A 19,149-nucleotide genomic window follows, 5' to 3' on the forward strand; every position below is an offset into this window, starting at 1 on the left:
AAGCCTGCACACCAACGCTGATCCCCTACCATTGGCAAGCGGCGAAGCTTACGCCACTTCGGCGGCGATTTCCGCGAACACTTTGTCGGCAATCGGCGCCAAGTGCTTTTCAAAGCGACGCCATTTCTCGACCGAGGATCGGTACATCGGCTGACGCACCTGCCACTTGCTGGGCGTGTGCACGGCGCGATCGTTGGAATGAAATTGAAGACAGGCGTCGTCCCACTGCAGTCCACAATGACGGATCAATTCGCGGCTGTGGGTCTCCGGATCCGCAACCAGCGACTCGTAGTCGTTGCTGTGAATCTTGATCGGCAAGACACGTTCCCAGTGCGCCATCAACCGTCGGTAGTTGCGATGATAGTGGACCAGTTGATCCAGGTCGCAAAACGGGGCATTCAGGTTCTGGCAATAACATGACACGAACACATCCATCGGATTGCGGCGGCAATGGATGACCGTCGCACCGGGAAATAGCGTTGCGATCAATCCGAGATGCATAAAATTGGTCGGCATCTTGTCGGTCACATGTCGCTCCCGCGTGCGGAATCGATCCAAGTGTTCCAGGTACCGTGCGGCATGTTGATTCAACTCGCTCGGATCCATGGCCCCCAACAACGCCGGATAGCGACTCCACGCCGCCTGATGAACGGCTGTCGGAGCATGCAACCGCGACATCTCCTGCCGAATTTGATTGATGTGATTCAACTCTCCCGCACCGGCGATCTCGGGATGGCTACTGAGGATCTGTTCGGTCAGCGTGGTACCCGAACGCGGCATCCCGACAATAAAGATCGGCGTTCGGCTCGGATTACCCGCATCACGTATGGAACGGAAAAAATCCGCCGTGTAGTGCCGTGTCGCATGTCGGGTGAACGATTCAAACCAAGGTTCGTCCCCCGGTGACACGGACGGCGTCGGCGTCTTGCCCGGCCTGTTGGCAGGCATGGATTTCAATCGATTCGCGCGATCATAGTGTTTCCAAGCCCGATCGAAATCGCCGGTGTCGTCGTACACCTTGGCGATCGCAAAGTTCAGGTAAACCTGTTTTTGTTTCGCCTGGCCGACTTCGCGGAGCTGCTGCTCCAACTGGTCCAGGTAACGTCGCGTCGGACCGCCAGGTCGGAAACGTTTCGCGCGTGCATACCGAAAATGGGCTTCGGCCCGTTGCGGATCCAGCCGGATCGATTCTTCGAATTGCCCGAGCGCGAGTTCGATTTCTCCGAAATCAACATTGGCGCTGGCTAGCGAGTTGAACGCTTTGGCCGACGTAGGATCCAGATCCGCGGCTTTCTGAAATGACGCCCTCGCGGCCGAATGGTCCAACAGCTGTTGTTGCAGACGTCCTTGCATCAACAAGCTTTGGCTGGTGGGTGCGGCCGCGTTGACGATTCGATAACACTCCAATGCCTCCTGCCGCAACCTGTGCTGGGCCAGATACATTCGTTTTCGCCCCAGCATGACGGCCCGCCGGTCCAACAGACGGGCGAGGGCAAAATTCAGCTTTGGTGAACGGCGATCGCGTATCAGTGAGACACGCAGGGTATGGATCGCGTCCTTCAATTGACGCTGGCGGGCGTGCAACCGTGAAAGCGCGAGCGCCGAGTCGTGTCCACCGTCGTCAAACAAAATGCCGCGCTCATAATACTCCGCGGCCTGATCGTACCGGTCGTCGCTCTCGGCAATCAGCCCCAACCATTTCCAACAGTCGGGCTGGTTCGGATCAAGACGAACGGCTTGGTCAAACGAATGCCTCGCCCGGCCGGTGTCTCGACGAACCAACCAGGCATAGCCGGCAAGCCGATTCCCGACGGGATCGCGTGCGAAGGTCTCGTCATCTCTCTGCAACAACTCCAGCGTCTTTGCGGTTTGACGCTGCACCAGCGTCGAAGCCGCCACGACATGCAAGGCTTGCATGTCCAGCGCGTTGCGGGAAAGCCGCTGCTGTGAACGTTGAACGATCACTTCGTTGGACTGCCGAACCGATTGACCAACGCGGTTGCAGACCGACTCCAGCAACTCGTTCAGAACGTCGCGGCCAACTTCGATCGCTGGACGGGGTGGTGACAGGGTGTTGAGAGACATACGGGTAATCTTGACGCGTTAATCGTGACACTGCGTTCTCGAACACGGATCCGAGAACCTTGCAAATCCAGACAGAGTTCCTCCGCGGCGTGACCAAGTCATCGCCCCGTCGGGGCGGCCTGGTTAAGGTCCCGTGTAGTAATACTCGTAGTAGTAGTACTCTGACCCATAGTTGTACTCACCGTCGTAGTACGACCCGTCGGAGTAATCGTAGGGGTCGTAGTAGGGATCATCCGCCGGATCGACCATGTCATCGTCTTGGTCGTCGGAAATGCCATCGGCCGTCAACGCAAAGCTGACGTTGGTGACGGGCGCGGTCCCGACCGCAATGGCGGTGAAACGAAGGATGTATTCGCCCTGCTGCAACCAGGCCAACGTGCTGCGGGTGATCCCGGCATGTGCCACCGCCACCATCTTGACTTCTCGGGTGTGGGCATCGTAGACCGTCAAGCGGACGGCCTGATCCGCATCCGCGCTGGCGGCATTCAAGTCGAATCGGTAGAGCCGCGTTTTCCCAGCCGTCCAACGAATGAATTTGTCCGATTCGCCCGTCAAATCGCCGCTGGCCAGATCATTCATCTGTGCTTGCGGGGACTCGAATTCTGCGATCGCCACGTAGTTTCCTGTGTCGACCGTTGAATTGGGGTCGACGCTGACTTTGACAAAGTAATCTTGCGACGCCTCGGGCTGCGCGACTTCGACGGTGAAAGTCCCATCTGCGTGCAGTCTGGCGTTGGCTCCGACGGCTTGCCCCTGGCCGTCGACCACTCTCAATCGCACATCGGGCCGGACCGCCCCGACGCCCGAGACATGCACCACCAAGCGTCCCTCGATCGTCGCGGGTGAGGTGATTTTGAAGTAGTCGACGTCCGCTGAGGATGAAATCGAAGACTGGATTTCATAACGTTTGGCTTCGAGTGTTTCGCTCGGAACCGGTTCAGTCGCGCTGGAAAGATGGTCGTCCAGACCGAGTTCATCGTCGGTCAGATCGAAATTGGCGAACAACGTGTCCGGCCCCGAGTCGTAGGCACCCGGATGAAAATCGCCGGCACGCTGCAATTCGCTCCGATAGTCCACTTCCATCCAGTAGTCGCCGACGGCATAGACATCACTCGCATCGACAGCGGAGACACGCAGATAGAGTTCGCCGAGGCTGGCGATGCCGGTGATCGTCAGTTCGTTATCGTTTTCGAACACCGAAACGGCACTGGTTTGATCGATCACCTGTCCGAAGGAATCGAGCACTTCCAAGCGTGATTGCAACAGGCTGACGCCGGAAGCACGCACACGCACGGTCACGGAATCCGCGCCGGCAATCGGAACGATCTTGTAGTAATCGACATCGGCGCCGGCGGACAAACTGCCGCGTGATCGGATCACTTCGGTCTGAGGATCCAGTCCGACCGGCGTCGGGATCAGCGAAGCGACTTGCAGGGTGCCGTTATCCATTTGCTCATACGGGTCACTGCGCTGTCCGTACAGCGCCGTGACCGACGCGATGTCCTCAGGGGCCAACACCCCCTTGGGCACGGTGTATTGCCGGAACATGACGGACCAATCCAGCAAGTTGTCGTCCAATCCAAGCGTGTTTCCGGCTTCGTGCAACAACAGGCTAAACAGATCGCGATCACCCTCGGCCAAGTTCGCCAGGTCGGGCCCTTGGTTGTCGGCCCAATCGTGAAACGTGAACTGCTCGTTTGAATTGAGCACCAGGTCACCCGAGTAGGTTCCGGCGACGGCTTGAAAGGGAATCGAATTGGCAACCAAACCTTCTTGCGGGAACGCGCCGATTCGAAATTCGCCAAAGCGAGGATCGCCGACTAGTAATCCCGGCACCCCGAAGGCGTTGTTGTAATCGTTGCGCAACCCGACGTTGATGTCGGCGTGCACCGCCCAAGTTTGGTAGGCGCGGAGCGCCAGTTCCTGCCATTGGCCACGCTGGGCGATGGTGTCCAGCAAAGCGTTGATATCGTTGTGTTGGCTGCCGATCTGTACGCCGTCGGCCGGAAAGCTGACGGTCAGATCGCGTTGGTTGGGCCAAACGTTCCCAAAGACGGCCAACATGCGACGGTCTTCGAGGGCCTGGAGGGAAGCGGCGGAAACGGTCCGGCCGCGGATGACACGTTTCATGTCAATCGAATCCTGGTGGAAAAAGAGTGTCAGCGGGTTAGTAAAACTTGAATGTCAACAGGAATCTGTTCGTCGTCGGCGACTTGGGGTTGGCGACGTCGGTCACGTCGCGATGTTTCCAAGAACCTTTCAATGACGCGAAACTCTTCGTGATCGCGGATCGATGCCAGGTCCGGATCGTCTCCGATGTCATCGGGCTCATATCCTTCGGCGATTGCCTTGGCCAGCAAGGTGACCGCCCTGCGTTGATTAAACGCTTTGCCGATCATTGCATGAACACACGCCGCTTGGTAAAGCGTTCTACCCGAGTTGAGATCCTCCATCGCGATCTTCGTGTCCGCCAACGCTTCCTGAATACGTCCGAGTCGAACGAGCGAGAGTGCCCGGTCGATCCTGGCAACCTCGTTGTTGGGCTGCATCTCGAGCACCTTTCCGTATGCCTCGACGGCCTCTTCATGGCGGTCAAGCTGGACCGCCAGAACCTGAGCGATCAGACGCTGCAGCGACGGTCGATCGGGATCCAACTGGTACGCCAACTGAAGATCGACGAGCGCGGCTTCCGGGTCGCGTTTGAAGCGTGCGTGAGCACGATAATAAAGTTCATTGGGGTCGTCACAGGGAACCGACATCGCCGTCGAATAGTCGGCATCGGCCGCGTCCGGTTGACCGAGGGCTCGATAGGTCTGCGCCCGCTTGAGCAACGTCCAAATTCGATTCGGTGATAGTTCCAAGGATCGGTTGAAACATTCCAACGCTTGTTGGTAGCGCTGATTCGCATGGTGCAATAATCCGAGTTGCGACCAAGCACCGACACTTTCAGGATCCAGCTCGATCGCTTTGCGGTAGTCCCGTTCGGCATAAGCGTCTTCACGCAAATCGAAGTGGCAGCGTCCCCTCAGCACGCGAAGTTTTGCCGAGTCCGGGGCGCGTTCGATCGATTGCGTGAAGGAAAGTTTGGCGTCTTCGACGCGTCCGGCGGCGAATTGGGCACGCCCCAGCATCGTCCATCGCAACGCCGGCGGCACACTGTTCCGATCCGCCAGTGCGGCCAGCAAGTCGCTCGCGGCCTGGTGATCGTGGTCGGCCAGCAACCGCACCGCTTCCAGATACAACTGCGAATCGGTTCGGGCCGGCGTGTCCTCGGCAATCTGCCGCAACACCTTGTATCGCTCTTCGTTGTCGGCCAATCGAACCCGCTCGGCCTCCAAGAACAAACTCGCCCGGCTCGATTCGCCATCTTCCACCACCTTGGCCGCTTCGATGAGACGATCCAAACGTGCGAAGTCGGTGGACGCTTCGGGGTCGGAATATCGCAATTGATCAAGACGCTGTACCTCCAAGATCGCGATGTGCGCGATGTGCCGGAACAGCGTTTCACGGACGAGTTGTTGCTGCGGTTGATCGAGCTTCGATACCCAGCTCTGCAACTCCTTTCGATCCAAGACGCTGTGCTTTTCCAGCAGCGCCACGCCCCGACTGACGTTGGACTCTTTCTGGCGAGACGGATCCGCCATCAACGTGGACAGGAACTCAGCCGATTCCTCCGAAAACTCCTCAAAGGCAACCTGCCAACGCAGCAACCGATTGTCTTTGACCGAAACAACCGTCATGTAGGAAAGGGGCACGAGGAGCGCGAGCAAGACGGCCGCGACCAGTCCAGACGCGATCGCGCGGGGGTGGCGTCGCGTCCACTTTTTGAACTTCCATGACTTCGGCTCGGCCGTGTGGACGAGTGCCAGGTTTTCTTGTTCGCGCTGCAAATCGAATTGCAAATCGTCGGCGCTGGCATACCGCTGTTCCGGTTCAAATTGCAAGCATCGGTTGACGATGCCCTTCAACCCCGGTTGAACACCGTCGTCGGCCCGCCAGTCCGGTTGCCCGCGGCGGGCTTCGATCGCGGCGTCCAAATCAATCGATGCAATCGAAGCGGGGGTCGGATAGGGCAATCGACCGGTGACAAATTCAAACAGCATCACGCCCAGACCATAGACATCCGACGCGGCACCGGGCTGGGTCTGCTGTCCCATCATCGCGCGATAGGTTTCCGGCGACATGTACGGCAGGGTTCCCCCGGCGTGTCGCAGGTTCTGTTGCCCCAAGGTTTGGGAAAGATTGAAATCCAACAGCGCCGGTTCACCGTCGTTGCGAATCAGCACGTTGCTGGGCTTGAGATCGTTGTGCAACACACCGCGGGCATGTGCATGAGCCAATGCTCCGGCGAGCCGTTGAAACAGGCAGATCGCCAATGCCTCGCAATCCAACGTGCGAAACGCTTCCAACGGTCGAAGCCCGGCCTTGTCCTCGGCGGCGGGAACCAGGGGCGCCGGCTGGGCGTCAGCCGCAACGCCGGAAGAATCCTCGCTGCGGATCGTGGTTTTGCCGATTCGCTCCCGAACCGTCCGGATCAAGCTTTGGCCGCCGCGCTGGGAAACGTCCACCTTGTCCTTTAAAAAGTCATGCAACGTCACGCGACCGGCATAGGGCATGCAGATCACCGATCGAGACAGGATTTGGTGGAAGGAGTAGATCGGAACGATGTTGGTGTGTTGGAGCAACGCCATGTACTCCGGCTCGGCCAACGTTTCAGTCACGATTTTCAACACCACAAATCGATCAGCCAGATCCACTTGAGTGGCCAGGTAAACGCGGCTAAATGCGCCCTCCCCGATCTTCTGGACCAGATGAAACCCGGCGTCGGCCAACGCCACTTCAAACGTCGCATCGGGCGACGGGTTGGAACGCAACTTGGCGGTGCGTGCGTGCGTTTGGTGAACCGATGTCTCCCGCATCAGTTCCTGGAACCAGTGTTCCCGGTTGACCCCCGGCAGCCCCCGCCAACGCATCACCGAGACGGGGTGCCCCTTGGCCGCACGCGAGCGATAATCCTCGAACGCGATTTCAGCGACGCGCTTTGGCCGGTCTTGCAAGATCGTGAACCGATCCAAATACTCACCGAGCTCGATCGACAGACCACGCTCATAGCGCAGTTCGATGTCGATGCGAATCAATTCGACAATCGCTTCCTCATCGTCGCTCAGGCCATGGGCCGCGAGCAACTCTTCGATGTTTGATTGCGACTGCAGCGACCACGTTTCCTCAAACTGATCGATCGCGTCTTCAAGTCGATCGAAAGTGCCTCGATTGATCATCCGGTTCTGAACCTAGGCGTGTCAAAGGTTGGAATCGTTCGTCATATTACGACCGAACATTACGACCGATTGAATCGTCGCAATGAGGAGCAGCGAAGGGCCAAGAACCCCGCCACGGAATTAGCAAAAAAAGAGGGCACGTGTAAAAGGGAATTCCGACCGACCGCCCCCACCGGCATTGAAATCTGTATTCAACACAGGTAGCGACGACACGATTTCACCGTCGACGACGACGGCGACAGACCGTTTTACGATTCATCCAGCAGTGACTCGGCCAACAACTCGCGACTCTTCTGCAGACTCCGCTCGACCGTGCGGCGACTCCTGCCGGTCAGGTCGCGAATCTCGTCAATACTGTGTCCCTGAATCCTCAACGAAAGGATCTTGCGGTGCAGCGGACGAAGCAACTCGAGCGACTCCTGAATGCAAACCTGAAGAAACTCGGCCGAAGCCAAGTCGATCGCCGGCCCCACCCCATCAAGCTCCGCGTCCAACGGTACATTGCGACTCGCGTCGCGTCGCTTGGCAGAATGATGGCTGGCCTTGTTGCTGAGTTTACGGACGGCAATCACCGCCAATAAATTCCAAAGCGTCGTTCCCGGAGGCGCGTCATAGTTGCCCGCCTGCATCCCGCGAAACATGCTCTTGAACACCGACTGCACGATGTCTTCCGGCTCGGTCATCGCGCTCAGCCGCGCCCCGAGTTTGGAACGCACCAGCCCGAAGACCCGGCGCGCGTAACGATCATACAACGCTTCGGCAGCATCCTCGTCGCCATCCCTCACCATCACGACAAGTGACTTGTCAGTGGGAGTGAACTCGATCGGGTCGGGGGACGCTGAATTCACGACTTGATCTGTTGCTGGGTGTTGATCGCGGAACGGATGGTCAAACCATAACCGCCAACGCCCCAAACTCAACCGTCACTCCCCCATTGCCGTGGGCGAGTCTTGCAGCAGGCAACATTGCACCGGGCAAGCGCGGTCATGAACTACTTACTGAGTCAGTAAGAATGCCCCGTCAAAACCGCGCTTGCACCTGTGCAAAAAAACACCTGCCCAGCTTGCCCCTCCAAACCACGAGTAGCCCCCCAAATCATTCGGACGATCTGGTCCCGAGTCTGTATCGCTGGACAGGCTCACAGTGGATCAACAGAATCGCGTGGTTCCCGCCAAAGATTTTGGCGATTTTCAATTTCTTTTTTCAAATGCGTGGCAAAGCCAACGCCTTCACCCCGTCGCATCAACGCCTGTCCATTTAAGCCCGCAGGTGGAAGCGAGAGGCCACGCGGCGAACCTCGCTGACGCGTTGGGCTGACGCGATCGCGTTGCATTTGGAAGATCGACACAATCGACAGGCCGTCAAGAATGTCCGCGAGCCAAACGAAAGCGGACCGGCCGTGCAACGCTCGCGCCGTTCGTACGGCGCAAAAAAAACGCGCCTGGGACATTGGGGCAAAACATCCCAGACGCTTGATGCGAGCCGTGCTCAGCACCCTCCACAAGGCTAATAAATAGGGAAGCCCGAGTCGAGTCCCAAGTGGGGGGCTTTTTGAAAAAGGAGGACAATTTCGTCCACCCGCCCCGCACTGCTCGTCAACTCACTGACCTGCCAACTCAGGAATCTCGTCTGCGGAAGCGTTGACCTGTCACGCGTCGCGGCTCATTCCATCAACAAGCCGTTGACGCTTCTGCTGCGCCCCCCGTTAACGCTGGCGTTGCAACAGCGCGCCGAAAATCGCCGAACGAAGCTCGTCCGGCGTCGTAATGATCCGGCGTGTCGGCGGCGATGTCCTGGGCGATCGCTGCAACTGTGCACCACCCGGAATGGCCGACCGCCCGCTGACTGTTGGCCCAATCTCTCCAACGCCCTCTCCAACGCCACGCCCCCGCGCCGCGTAGGGATCTGCGGAAACCGGGGCCCCGATCGCGGGTCCCCACACGGGACAGGGTTGTTGATCAAATCGATGGTCGATGATCGCCACCGGATGCCCACGCTTGGCGCTGCGTAACTGTTGCAGGTAACGAATCTCATAAACCAACCGCCCGTATGCTTCATAGACCGCCAGCCAGCTCTCTTCCAGATGCAGCTCGGGCGGATAAAGCGGATCGCCAAAAAACGTCAACTCCACCCGGGCATGCAAGGCATCGGTCGTGACGAAGCGACCGATCAGTCGATCGAAACGCGCCGGATCGCGGGCCGCCGATTTCAAATCACTGGTGCTGTCTTCCAAATCGTCGACAAGCCGCTCGACGCTGCTGCGAATCTTGGGCGTCCGCAACACCACGCGTTCAAAGTCCCGCACTGCGTCACGATAATCGCTGGCCGCGGCGTAAATCGGCGTGTTGCCCCCGGCCTCGCCCCCGCGCGGTGCGAGGAAGGTGAAAAAAAGACCGGCAAACGCAGTCGTCCAAAGGCTGACATTTCGATTCACTGGAAGCTCTCCGCGATGAGTGTTCTTGGCTACCGCCATGCCGTGCATTGCGCGTGCCGAGACGTCCCGACGATCGCACGCGACGCCGAAATCACGGTCTTTACCGCCGCAAAGCGGGTCACACCGGGATCGCAGAGCGGTGTCAATTCGACGGCACCGGATCTCAGAAGCGGACACACCACTCCCAATCGGGGTGAATTTCTGCCCCGGGGGATCCGCCGACTTTGTCTTGCAGTCATCCGGGCCCTGGCGGTATACCGGGGAGAATGGAGGGTTCGGGTCGTCCGAATCCATGAACAACTCAGCGAAAAGGACTTCGCCGTGGAAATCCGACTAGATGAAATGGCCCAGATGGTTGGCGGGACGCTCCACGGGGACGGGACGTTGGTTTGCCGCGGTGCCAACCCGCCGGACCAGGCGACGCCATCTGAAATCACCATGCTGGTCGGCCATAACCCGTCAGCGAATCTGGCGTCATCCAAGGCCATGGCGGTCCTTTGTGCCGAACAACTTGACTCGGACCCGCGCCCCCAAATCATCGTCGCCGATCCCCGCGCGGCTTTCGCGATCGTGGTTTCCCATTTCCGTCCCCCGATCCCGGTTTCACTTCCCGGTGTGGGCGTCGATTCATCCGCGGCCATCGCCAACTCGGCCAAGGTTCATCCCACGGCAACGGTTTGTGCGGGCGTGACGATCGGTGAGCGAACGCTGGTGATGCCGAACGTGGTCATCATGCCCGGATGCACCATCGGGGACGATTGCGTGCTGTACCCCGGCGTCACACTCTACGAATACTCATCGCTGGGAGACCGCGTGGTTTTGCATGCCGGAACGGTCATCGGGGCCCAGGGCTTTGGCTACCGGCAAAAGAATGGTCGTCACCTGGCGTCGGCGCAACTCGGTTATGTTCGTATCGATTCGGATGTCGACGTCGGAGCCGGGGTGACGATCGACCGTGGCAGCTACGGTGCGACGCGAATCGGTGAAGGCACCAAGATCGACAACCAGGTGATGATCGCCCACAACTGCCAGATCGGTCGACACAACCTGATCTGCAGCCAAGTCGGAATCGCGGGATCCTGTCGCACCGGCGACTACGTGATCCTGGCCGGCCAAGTCGGTCTGAAGGACCATATCACCTTGGGCGACCACACCATCGTGGGCGCCAAGGCCGGCGTGATGGATGATTGCCAGGGACACCAGGTCTATCTGGGATCTCCGGCGATGCCGCAGCGTGACCAGATGCAAATCTTTGCAATCGAACGCAAGCTGCCCGAGATGCGTCGCGAGCTGAGAACATTGCGAAAGCGACTCGACGCGATGACCGAACAGCTTGCCGAGGGAGAAACCGATTCCGGTCACTCAGAGGCGGGGCGAGCGGCATGATCCAGCGTCGTGGATACGGGCGAGAATTGATTCGCAAGGTCATGCCCGGATTTTCATCTTCGTCAAATCGCCAAGACCAGCCGCCGATCGGACTGATCGCCGGCTGGGGCAGCTTCCCCGTCGAAGTCGCCGAGCATGTGATCGCCAGCGGCCGACGCATCTGCTGCATCGCGATCACCGATCACGCGTCCACGGATCTGGAGTCGATCTGCGACCATGTGAAATGGTCCGGCGTCGGAAAGATCGGTGCGCACATTCGATACTTTCGACGCCACGGCATTCACCAAGTCACGATGGCCGGCAAACTGTTCAAATCCGAGTTGCTGTTTCAAGGCAGCGTCTGGATTAAGCATTGTCCCGACTGGACCGCGATTCGAACCTTCGGCCCATGCCTGCTGGGCAATCGCCCCGATTCACGCGACGACAGTTTGCTGTTGGCCGTCACCAACACCTACGCAAGACATTCGTTGAACATCTGCCCCGCCACCGACTTTGCCCCGGAGCTGCTCGTGGACCAAGGCCATTTGATCGGAACACCCCTGACGCAAAAACAGTCGCGTGACGCCGAGTTCGGTTGGCAAGTCGCCAAGCAGATGGGCGGCATGGACATCGGCCAATCGATCACCATCAAAGACGGCACGGTGCTGGCCGTCGAAGCGGTCGAGGGGACCGACGAGTGCATCGCGCGAACCGGAACGCTGTGCCGCCGCGGCGGATGGACACTGGTGAAGGTCAGCAAGCCGAATCAGGACATGCGATTTGACGTCCCGACGATCGGCCCGCAAACGGTCACCCGCGTGGCCGAAAACGGCGGCACCGCGATCGTGATCGAAGCCGACAAAACGATCTTGGTCGAGCGTGAAGAAACCTACCGCCTGGCAAAGCAACACGGCATCACCATCGTCGCCCTCGCCCAGCCGCAAGCGATTGCCGCCGCGGCATGAACCGCGCCGGTTGATTCAATCTCAGCGGCGAGTCCCTTGCCGCAACGGCGCGCAGAACTCTTTTTTCGAATGTGAACGCTGCGCCCACATCGACCGCCGAAACCGCGGCCATTTGCATCTGCAGAGTTGGCCACGTTCTCGCGTCGATTCGCGGTTCTTAGGCAATGTCATCTCCGATACCAGTCCCGACACTGCGATCGCCAACATTCCACCGGTACCAGCGATACGGCAGTGAATCCGATGCGACGCGATTTCGTGGAACACCGGGCTCGCCGGCAGACTGATCGACACTTGCGGTCTGATAAAAATCCAATTTTGGCTGGTCGCGGATTACTGGGACTCGCTGTCTTCTTTGCTTTAGCACCCAACTGCCTGGCCCACTACCTGTGGGTGGTGGTTGATGGCCGTGGAGAGGGCCGCGTGGCCAATCTTTACTTCGAGGAATCCCCCCAGTCCGGGCGACGGTGCTCAAAGAGGTGGGTTCATCTTCTGGCCTGCAAGATCTTCGGAAGACGCTTGCTCAAGGGCGAGGAAATTGATGACGCTCTCGTACGTCAGAAATGGTCTTCGCCGGTCAACAGATCCTCCACATGATCTGCATACTTCGCGACCTCCGCAATGCTGGTGCGGATCTCATGGGCGTCGCAAGTCGCGCGCGGATACGAATTCACCATCACGAAATGTGGAATCCCGGATACCGACTCGATCCCGATCGCACCGTGACTCATCGCAGCATTCAAATGCAACGCCCGCTCGTAGTAGGACGCGGATGCTGGGCCGCAAATGCTGAAGACTCGGACGATTTCCTCGTGGGTTTCCGCGTCCTCGTCAAGCTCGACGGAGACGATCTGGTTTCTTCCGTCGGGAAGTGTCACTCGAACATGATAACGTTGGCCATCGAACTCAGGCAGCATGGAACTTCCGGCCAGCGCCTCGGTCAACATCGATTCAAGACTTCGTAATCCGCCCAACACGGCTCTCAGATCGTCGCGCAATTCACAGGCATGGCCGTAACGTTGGCTCACCTCTCGCCCCAGTGATTTTTTCATGACGTTGGCAATGCCGGCAGGAAGCCTTTCGGCTTCAAAATCCAGTAAACGAAGTAGGTCGTGCTTGGAGTGAAATCGGACCAACTCACCGATCGACGACGTGTCAACTGCCAAGCGACCCGTCAGCAGATAGAAGTAAGTGACGCCCATCGCATAAATATCGCTTTGTATTGACGCCGCGTGTCCGCGAAACAGTTCCGGCGCCATGTAATTTGGCGTCCCTGAAAGCACTTCGCCCACCAGCGGTTGGTCATTGGCGATTTGCTTGGCGAGCCCAAAGTCGGCGAGCTTGGCGATTTGCGTCTTTGTCACCATCACGTTGGCTGGTTTGATATCGCGATGAATCATGCCCAGATCGTGGGCAACGGCCAGCGCCGAACTGACTTGAAACATCCAAGTCGTTGCCTGCAGCGGGTTCAACTTGCCCTGTTCCAGCACCAGCCGCTCAAGCGACTTGCCGTCCACGTACTCCATCTCCAAGAAGTCCCGACCATCGCTGTGCCCCAGCGTGTACAAGGTGACCGCGTGCGGATGATTGATCGCCGCCGACAGTCGCGCTTCACTCAAGAAGGATTCAATCGCTCGATCACCCTGCTGAAGCGTTGACGGGCGCAGCACCTTGACGGCACACGGACGTTGAAGAGAGCGGTGCGTCGCCAAGTACACCCGCGCCATCCCTCCTTGGCCCAAGAATCCTTCGATTTGATAGTTTGCGAAGGGTTGACCCACCAACTCCTCCGCCGGTTCCTGGTCCTCCACAAGGAACTCAAGTTGATTCGTCTGATCCAAATCCACGGTCGAACCGTCGATCCAGTCGGAAAGCCGATTGCCACATTGCGGACAGATGACTTCGGTCGGAGCCACGTCATATTTTTCGTTGCACCGCTGACAGTATCGCGTCGATCTGGCCATCATCAGACTCAAGCTCATTTGGAGCCAAAAAGGTGTCCGACACCTTTTTGGGTGAATAGGCAGACTGGGGGAAGTGCGGGTTGAGCTGAAAACGGAGTTGCGGTTGTGTGTTAGCGTGAACGAAAGAGTTCGCTGGTCAGGACTTCGATCACGATCGTTCGCAACCGGGCGCCATCTTTGGACTGAACGCGTGCGACGATGTCGTCGATCGCGAAGCGGTCGGCGGGTTCCATCTGTCTGCCCGTCGCGTACGTCAGTAGTTTCTCGATCAGGCTGCGTTGGAACAACTCGTGACGACTCGCTCGCAAGACCGCTTTGAAGCTCGCAAAATCCTCAAACGTTTCTCCTGACGGTAACTTGCCCGAAGCATCGATCGTTGCCGCGGAACCCTTGCCCTTGGGCTTCGGGTACTTGGTCCGCCAACGTCCGATCGGATCAAACGATTCGAGTGCGTAGCCGAGCGGGTCAATGTTTCGATGGCAGACGAAGCACGTCTTGTCTTCGCTGTGTTTCGTCAGCTTTTCGCGAATCGTCTTCGCTCCGCTGACATCGGATTCGATGGAGGGTACTTCGTCCGGCGGCGGGGGTGGTGGTGTGCCGAGGATGTTTTCCATCACCCACACACCGCGGGTCACCGGCGAAGTGTCGACACCATTGGCGCTAACGGTCAACACACCCGCCATCCCCAGAACGCCTCCACGCTGCTTGTTACCGGCCAAGCTGACACGTTGAAAGCCGTCGGCCAAACGCAGCGTCTTTTGTTCGGGCAACCCGTACAACTTGGCGAGCTTCTTGTCGACAAAGGTGTAATCCGCGTCCAAAAAATCGCTCACCGGACCGTCCTTGTCCAGCAGATCACGAAAGAACCGCCTGGCTTCTTGCTTCATCGAATCCGGCAAGTTTTCGGAGTAGTACTGTGGGGCGGCTTTGCGTGGCGGCGGCAGGTTGCCGATCTCTCGCAGGTTCAACCAGCTGTCGGTGAAGCCGCTGACGAAGGCGTCGGATCGCTCGTCGTCGAGCATACGAACGATCTGTTTTTTTAACTCGCCAGGCTCGGTCAACTTGCCCTCGGCCGCGGCGGCGAACAGCACGTCATCCGGTGGGGCGGCCCAAAGTGCATACGACAATCGCGATGCCAGGTCGTAGGGGTTGAGTAACGTTTTCTGTTCCGGAGTGATTTCGCTGAGGTAGAGAAACGACGGCGAACAAAGCATCATCTTCAGCGTGTCCAAGGCTGCCTGTCGCGGCGTCGCATCGTCGGACAATCGCTGCTGATAAAACGTCTCGATCCGATCGCGATCGGAATCGTTCAACGGGCGGCGGTAGGCACGCCGGCCGAAGGCGAACAATTGTTCGAGCGCGCGACCGGCCTGAAAGCCTTGCGGTCCAAACACGGCCACCTGCTCCTTCCCGCCGTGTGGTTCCTCGATCGGACCGTGGACTTTGATCTCCCCGATCCGAATGTGGGGCAGTGCGCCTTCGCGAAGGATGTGGGTTCGACTGACGCCGGCACTATATTTCTTGGGGTCGAACTCGTCCTTGTAGCGTTTGTTGACCTCGATCACCGAAGCCCGCGATTCGTAGGGACCGTTGGGAAAGATGAATCGAGGTGTCTGTCCGGCTTCGAGCCAAACGCGGAACGTCAACCATTCCGGCTGCTCATCCGGCACGATCGCGCGTCCCAGAATCGGTTCGATCGCTTGCGGGTAATGGATGTGTCCCTTCGTCACGTCGCCCGGAACGACGGCCAGTTGAAAGGGCTCGGAAAAGTCGATGCGAAAGATCTTTGGATCGTAGTGGGTGTCGCGGTGCAACGCCTGGGCGTGGACTTCGATGTCATACAGCCCGGCGACGGGCACGCCTTCCAAAAAGTCTTCGATGTGCCCATAGCCGCCCTGCCGCGTGTCGGTGTTGGGCTGTTCGTAAAGACAAAGGTACTCGTATTTGAAAGCGCTCCGGTGAGGGTTCGACAGTTCTTCGTATTGCCGAAAATTGTCGGTAAAATGCCACGTCTTGGGTTCCATTGCCGGTTTGCCGAGACGGGCCTCCACCAGTCGGCTGGCGGCTTGAAAGTACTGATCAAGCAGAAAGCCGGACGTCACCAGGGATTCGCCCAGATTGTCCATGTGGCCGACGGTGTTGTCCTTGGGGAAGTCAGCGGTCAGTCCCAGCGTATCGACGCGACGATCGAACAGTGTCGCCAGCGTGTTTTCATATTCACGATTGGAAAGCCGGCGCATCACCGTCCGCCCGCCGGTGCTACGAAATTGTTCGCGGGACGCTTCGATGCCGTTTCGCAACGCGTCGAGCACTGCCAGACGCTCAGCGTCGGTCGGCTGCGGCGCGTCTTCCGGCGGCATCAGTTTGAGCGTCAGCTGATCGACAATTTCATCGGCGGTGATCTGTTGTTCGACCGAGGCGAGCGGCAACTTGAACGAGTCAAACTCGCGGTCGCCCTCGGCCGAATCGGCGTCGTGACACTCGGCGCAGTACCGACCGAGGAAGTCGGCCACGATCGCCTGGGGCGTTGTTTGTGGTTGGGGGTCGGGTTCCGATTCGGCCGCGCGCGACGCCGTGCCTGCGGCAAGAAAAACGACAACGGTCCACGCGGCGCGAATCGATCCCCCGCCGAAGCACTCAAAGGAAAACATGACGTGCTCGCAATTAGCAGAAGCTGCCGGTACTGGTTCCGAACGACTCCGTCTCGACTCCCATCCGTTGGGCGATGTCGACAAAGAGGTTGCAGAGGGGAACCTTGCCGAGGCCATCGCTGGCGACCTTTTTGAATTCACCGCGACCGTAACCACCGCCGGCCAACACGATCGGCAGATCGTTGTTGGTGTGCGAATTTCCGTTGCCCATTCCACTGCCAAACAGAACCGCCGTCGAATCGAGCAACGTCTGATCCCCGTCCTCGACGGTGGCGAGTCGGCTCAAGAATTTGCCGAACTGTTCCAGTTGGTACGTCTCCAGCGTGATCAGGTTCGCGATCGCTTCGTCGTCATTGCCGTGATGCGAAAGGCTGTGGTAGGACTTGTCGATCCCAAGGTTTTGCGGCAGAAAGCTGCCACCGATTTCCAACGTGGCGACGCGTGTCGAGTCGGTCTGCAGGGCCAAAGCGATCAGCTCGTACAACAACGGCAGATCTTCGACCGTGTTCCGATTGGCCGGTTTTTCGAAGGGCGGTTCGGGCTTGGGCTGGTCGGCCCATTGGCGACGCGATTGCAGTCGTTTTTCGACGTCGCGAATCGAGCTGAAGTACTCGTCCAGTTTGGCTTTGTCTTCTCGATTGACACGTTTGGAAAGCGCCCCGGCCTCGTCGACGATCGAATCCAGGATCGAAGCCTGCAGCGAGTTCTCCTTGACCATTTCGGTCCGACGTTCTTTCGACTCGGTGACGAACAGTTTTTCGAACAGCTCGGCGGGGCCGGTGATCGGGGGCACGCGGACGCCGGACTTGGTCCAGGACAGCTGGCAGCCGCCATGGATGCCGCCTTCGGAGCCTACGGTCAATGAAGGAAATCGCGTTTGAGGCCCGATCTCATCGGCGATGAACTGGTCGATCGTGACGTTCCCATCGGGCCGCTGCTTGGATTCGTGATGCAGCACGCCGGAGAGAAACGTGTGGACGGCAAAGTGTCCACCTCGGAGCCCGTGATCGAGCCCGCGATAGACGGTGATCTGGTCGCGGTTTTCGGTCAGCGGTTTGAGCAGCGTGGTTTCCTCGAACGCTTTGCCGGGCGTTTCGGGGAAAAACTGTTTCTGTTGAAAGCCGAGCAAGTTGCCCACCGCGACGAAGCGACGGGCCCCCGCACCGGCGCCACGTGAGGCATGCACAGGCAAAGTGCCGCCAACGGACTCCGCCCGCAACGACGACAGCCCGGGTAGGGCCAGGGATCCGGCAAGGGATTGCAAAACAAAACGGCGATGATGGAGTGATTTCGACATGCCACCAGTTTAGCCGAAATCTCGCGGCACGACCAACCTCAACGGGCGATCCATGGATCACGCAGTTGGAAAGAAACGTTCGCAACCGCTGCACGCTACCGCTGGACGGCGGGGCCAAGAGTGGTTGATGACCGAGCTTTAGCCCCACACCGCTAAATCGACGTGGGTTTTGCTCAGGGTAGTGCCCGTAGGTTTGCGTCAAACGGCTGATCATCAATTGACATCAGCCGGTTCGCGCCAGCGTCCGGGCCCATCCGATGATCTCAACGACGCGGTATTAGGCTTTACCCAATCCTTCGCATGGCGGCACGCTTGAAGGCGGAACCCCGGCGCGTTTGCGGCGCATCGACATGCAACCGCCAGCCATGACGATCCAAACCGCAAGACTGGCTGGCTCGGGAATCGTCGAATTCGACGAGCTGACCGCGAAATTGTCTATCGCCGCGACCGTTTCAAATCCGAAATCATTGTCGAGAAGTCGAAACGTGATCGTCGCCGACTCGCCGAGCACTGTATTGGGCAGATCCAACGAGACACGTCCGAAGAAGTCCGTCCCGCCCGTCTTGCTTTGAAAGCCGGCGATGGAAACCGAAGGATCAAAGTCGACGTCGATCGGAACTACACCCGGAAAGAAACTTTCCAGACCGTCCAGCGGGTCAGGCACCACCCCCGACACATCGACTACGAACAGATCCAAGACATCCGTATCGGGTGACGTCGTCAGCTCTGCCGCAAAGGAATCGTCAAGTGTTGCACCCGTCGGCGTCGTCGCAGTCGTTGAAAAGGCGAAGTCGAACGTCAATGACGAACTTCCGCCGGGAATCGTAACTGTCTGCATCAACACTCCAGATTCATCGAACAGGGCAAAGTCACCTGGCGGCGGCTCTGAAACCGAACCGGTTGACGAATACCCCTGCAACGCTACGGAACTGGAGAAATCGCCGTTGATGACCACACCTGCGGTTGCCGGAACGCAGGCAAGGGCAAAGACGAGACACAGACAGGATGGAATTTTTAACACTTGTAATACCTCATGATGAACCGCGGCGCGTGCACCACGACGACAGTATAATTGGATTCAAAAGATCGGGTTCGGTCAGGCATCGATCATC

General features: G+C 58.6%; 11 protein-coding genes. 2 read left to right on the plus strand and 9 right to left on the minus strand.

What is annotated here, in order from left to right; all coding sequences use genetic code 11:
* Positions 1-48: 48 nt before the first annotated feature.
* The 5 genes from NZK35_RS26320 to NZK35_RS26340 form a co-directional block, all read right to left on the minus strand.
* A complete protein-coding gene (locus NZK35_RS26320) occupies positions 49-2,085 on the minus strand; it encodes a tetratricopeptide repeat-containing sulfotransferase family protein (RefSeq protein WP_259635502.1) in 2,037 nt (678 codons plus the stop codon).
* Between the two features lie 123 nt (positions 2,086-2,208).
* Positions 2,209-4,215, minus strand: coding sequence for a matrixin family metalloprotease (locus NZK35_RS26325; protein ID WP_259635503.1), 2,007 nt, complete (start codon positions 4,213-4,215; stop codon positions 2,209-2,211).
* Between the two features lie 29 nt (positions 4,216-4,244).
* Positions 4,245-7,364, minus strand: coding sequence for a serine/threonine-protein kinase (locus NZK35_RS26330; protein ID WP_259635504.1), 3,120 nt, complete (start codon positions 7,362-7,364; stop codon positions 4,245-4,247).
* A gap of 248 nt (positions 7,365-7,612) precedes the next feature.
* Positions 7,613-8,212 carry an RNA polymerase sigma factor gene (locus tag NZK35_RS26335; RefSeq protein WP_259635505.1) on the minus strand — a complete coding sequence of 200 codons (600 nt, stop codon included), beginning with the start codon at positions 8,210-8,212 and terminating at the stop codon, positions 7,613-7,615.
* Positions 8,213-9,069: 857 nt separating this feature from the next.
* Entirely contained in the window at positions 9,070-9,798 is a 729-nt protein-coding gene (locus tag NZK35_RS26340) for a hypothetical protein (RefSeq protein ID WP_259635506.1), read from the minus strand.
* 15 nt (positions 9,799-9,813) lie between these two features.
* Between NZK35_RS26340 and lpxD the strand changes: the two genes are divergently transcribed.
* Positions 9,814-11,184, plus strand: a complete 1,371-nt coding sequence (gene lpxD, locus NZK35_RS26345; protein ID WP_259635507.1) for a UDP-3-O-(3-hydroxymyristoyl)glucosamine N-acyltransferase — start codon at positions 9,814-9,816, stop codon at positions 11,182-11,184.
* Positions 11,181-12,128, plus strand: coding sequence for an LpxI family protein (locus tag NZK35_RS26350; RefSeq protein ID WP_259635508.1), 948 nt, complete (start codon positions 11,181-11,183; stop codon positions 12,126-12,128). Before lpxD ends, NZK35_RS26350 begins: the two co-directional genes overlap by 4 nt.
* A gap of 554 nt (positions 12,129-12,682) precedes the next feature.
* On the opposite strand, the gene NZK35_RS26355 is transcribed toward NZK35_RS26350, so the two are convergent.
* From NZK35_RS26355 to NZK35_RS26370, 4 genes are all read right to left on the minus strand, one after another.
* Entirely contained in the window at positions 12,683-14,092 is a 1,410-nt protein-coding gene (locus tag NZK35_RS26355; RefSeq protein ID WP_259635509.1) for a serine/threonine protein kinase, read from the minus strand.
* 107 nt (positions 14,093-14,199) lie between these two features.
* Positions 14,200-16,740 (minus strand): DUF1592 domain-containing protein, encoded by a 2,541-nt coding sequence (locus tag NZK35_RS26360; protein WP_259635510.1) that lies wholly within the window; start codon positions 16,738-16,740, stop codon positions 14,200-14,202.
* 13 nt (positions 16,741-16,753) lie between these two features.
* Entirely contained in the window at positions 16,754-18,037 is a 1,284-nt protein-coding gene (locus NZK35_RS26365; RefSeq protein ID WP_259635511.1) for a DUF1552 domain-containing protein, read from the minus strand.
* A 277-nt stretch (positions 18,038-18,314) separates the two neighbouring features.
* Complete coding sequence (locus NZK35_RS26370; RefSeq protein ID WP_259635512.1) at positions 18,315-19,058, minus strand: hypothetical protein; 744 nt, start codon at positions 19,056-19,058, stop codon at positions 18,315-18,317.
* Positions 19,059-19,149: the final 91 nt, after the last annotated feature.

The sequence above is a fragment of the Stieleria sedimenti genome, from assembly GCF_025060895.1.
In the GTDB taxonomy this organism is placed as follows: domain Bacteria; phylum Planctomycetota; class Planctomycetia; order Pirellulales; family Pirellulaceae; genus Stieleria; species Stieleria sedimenti.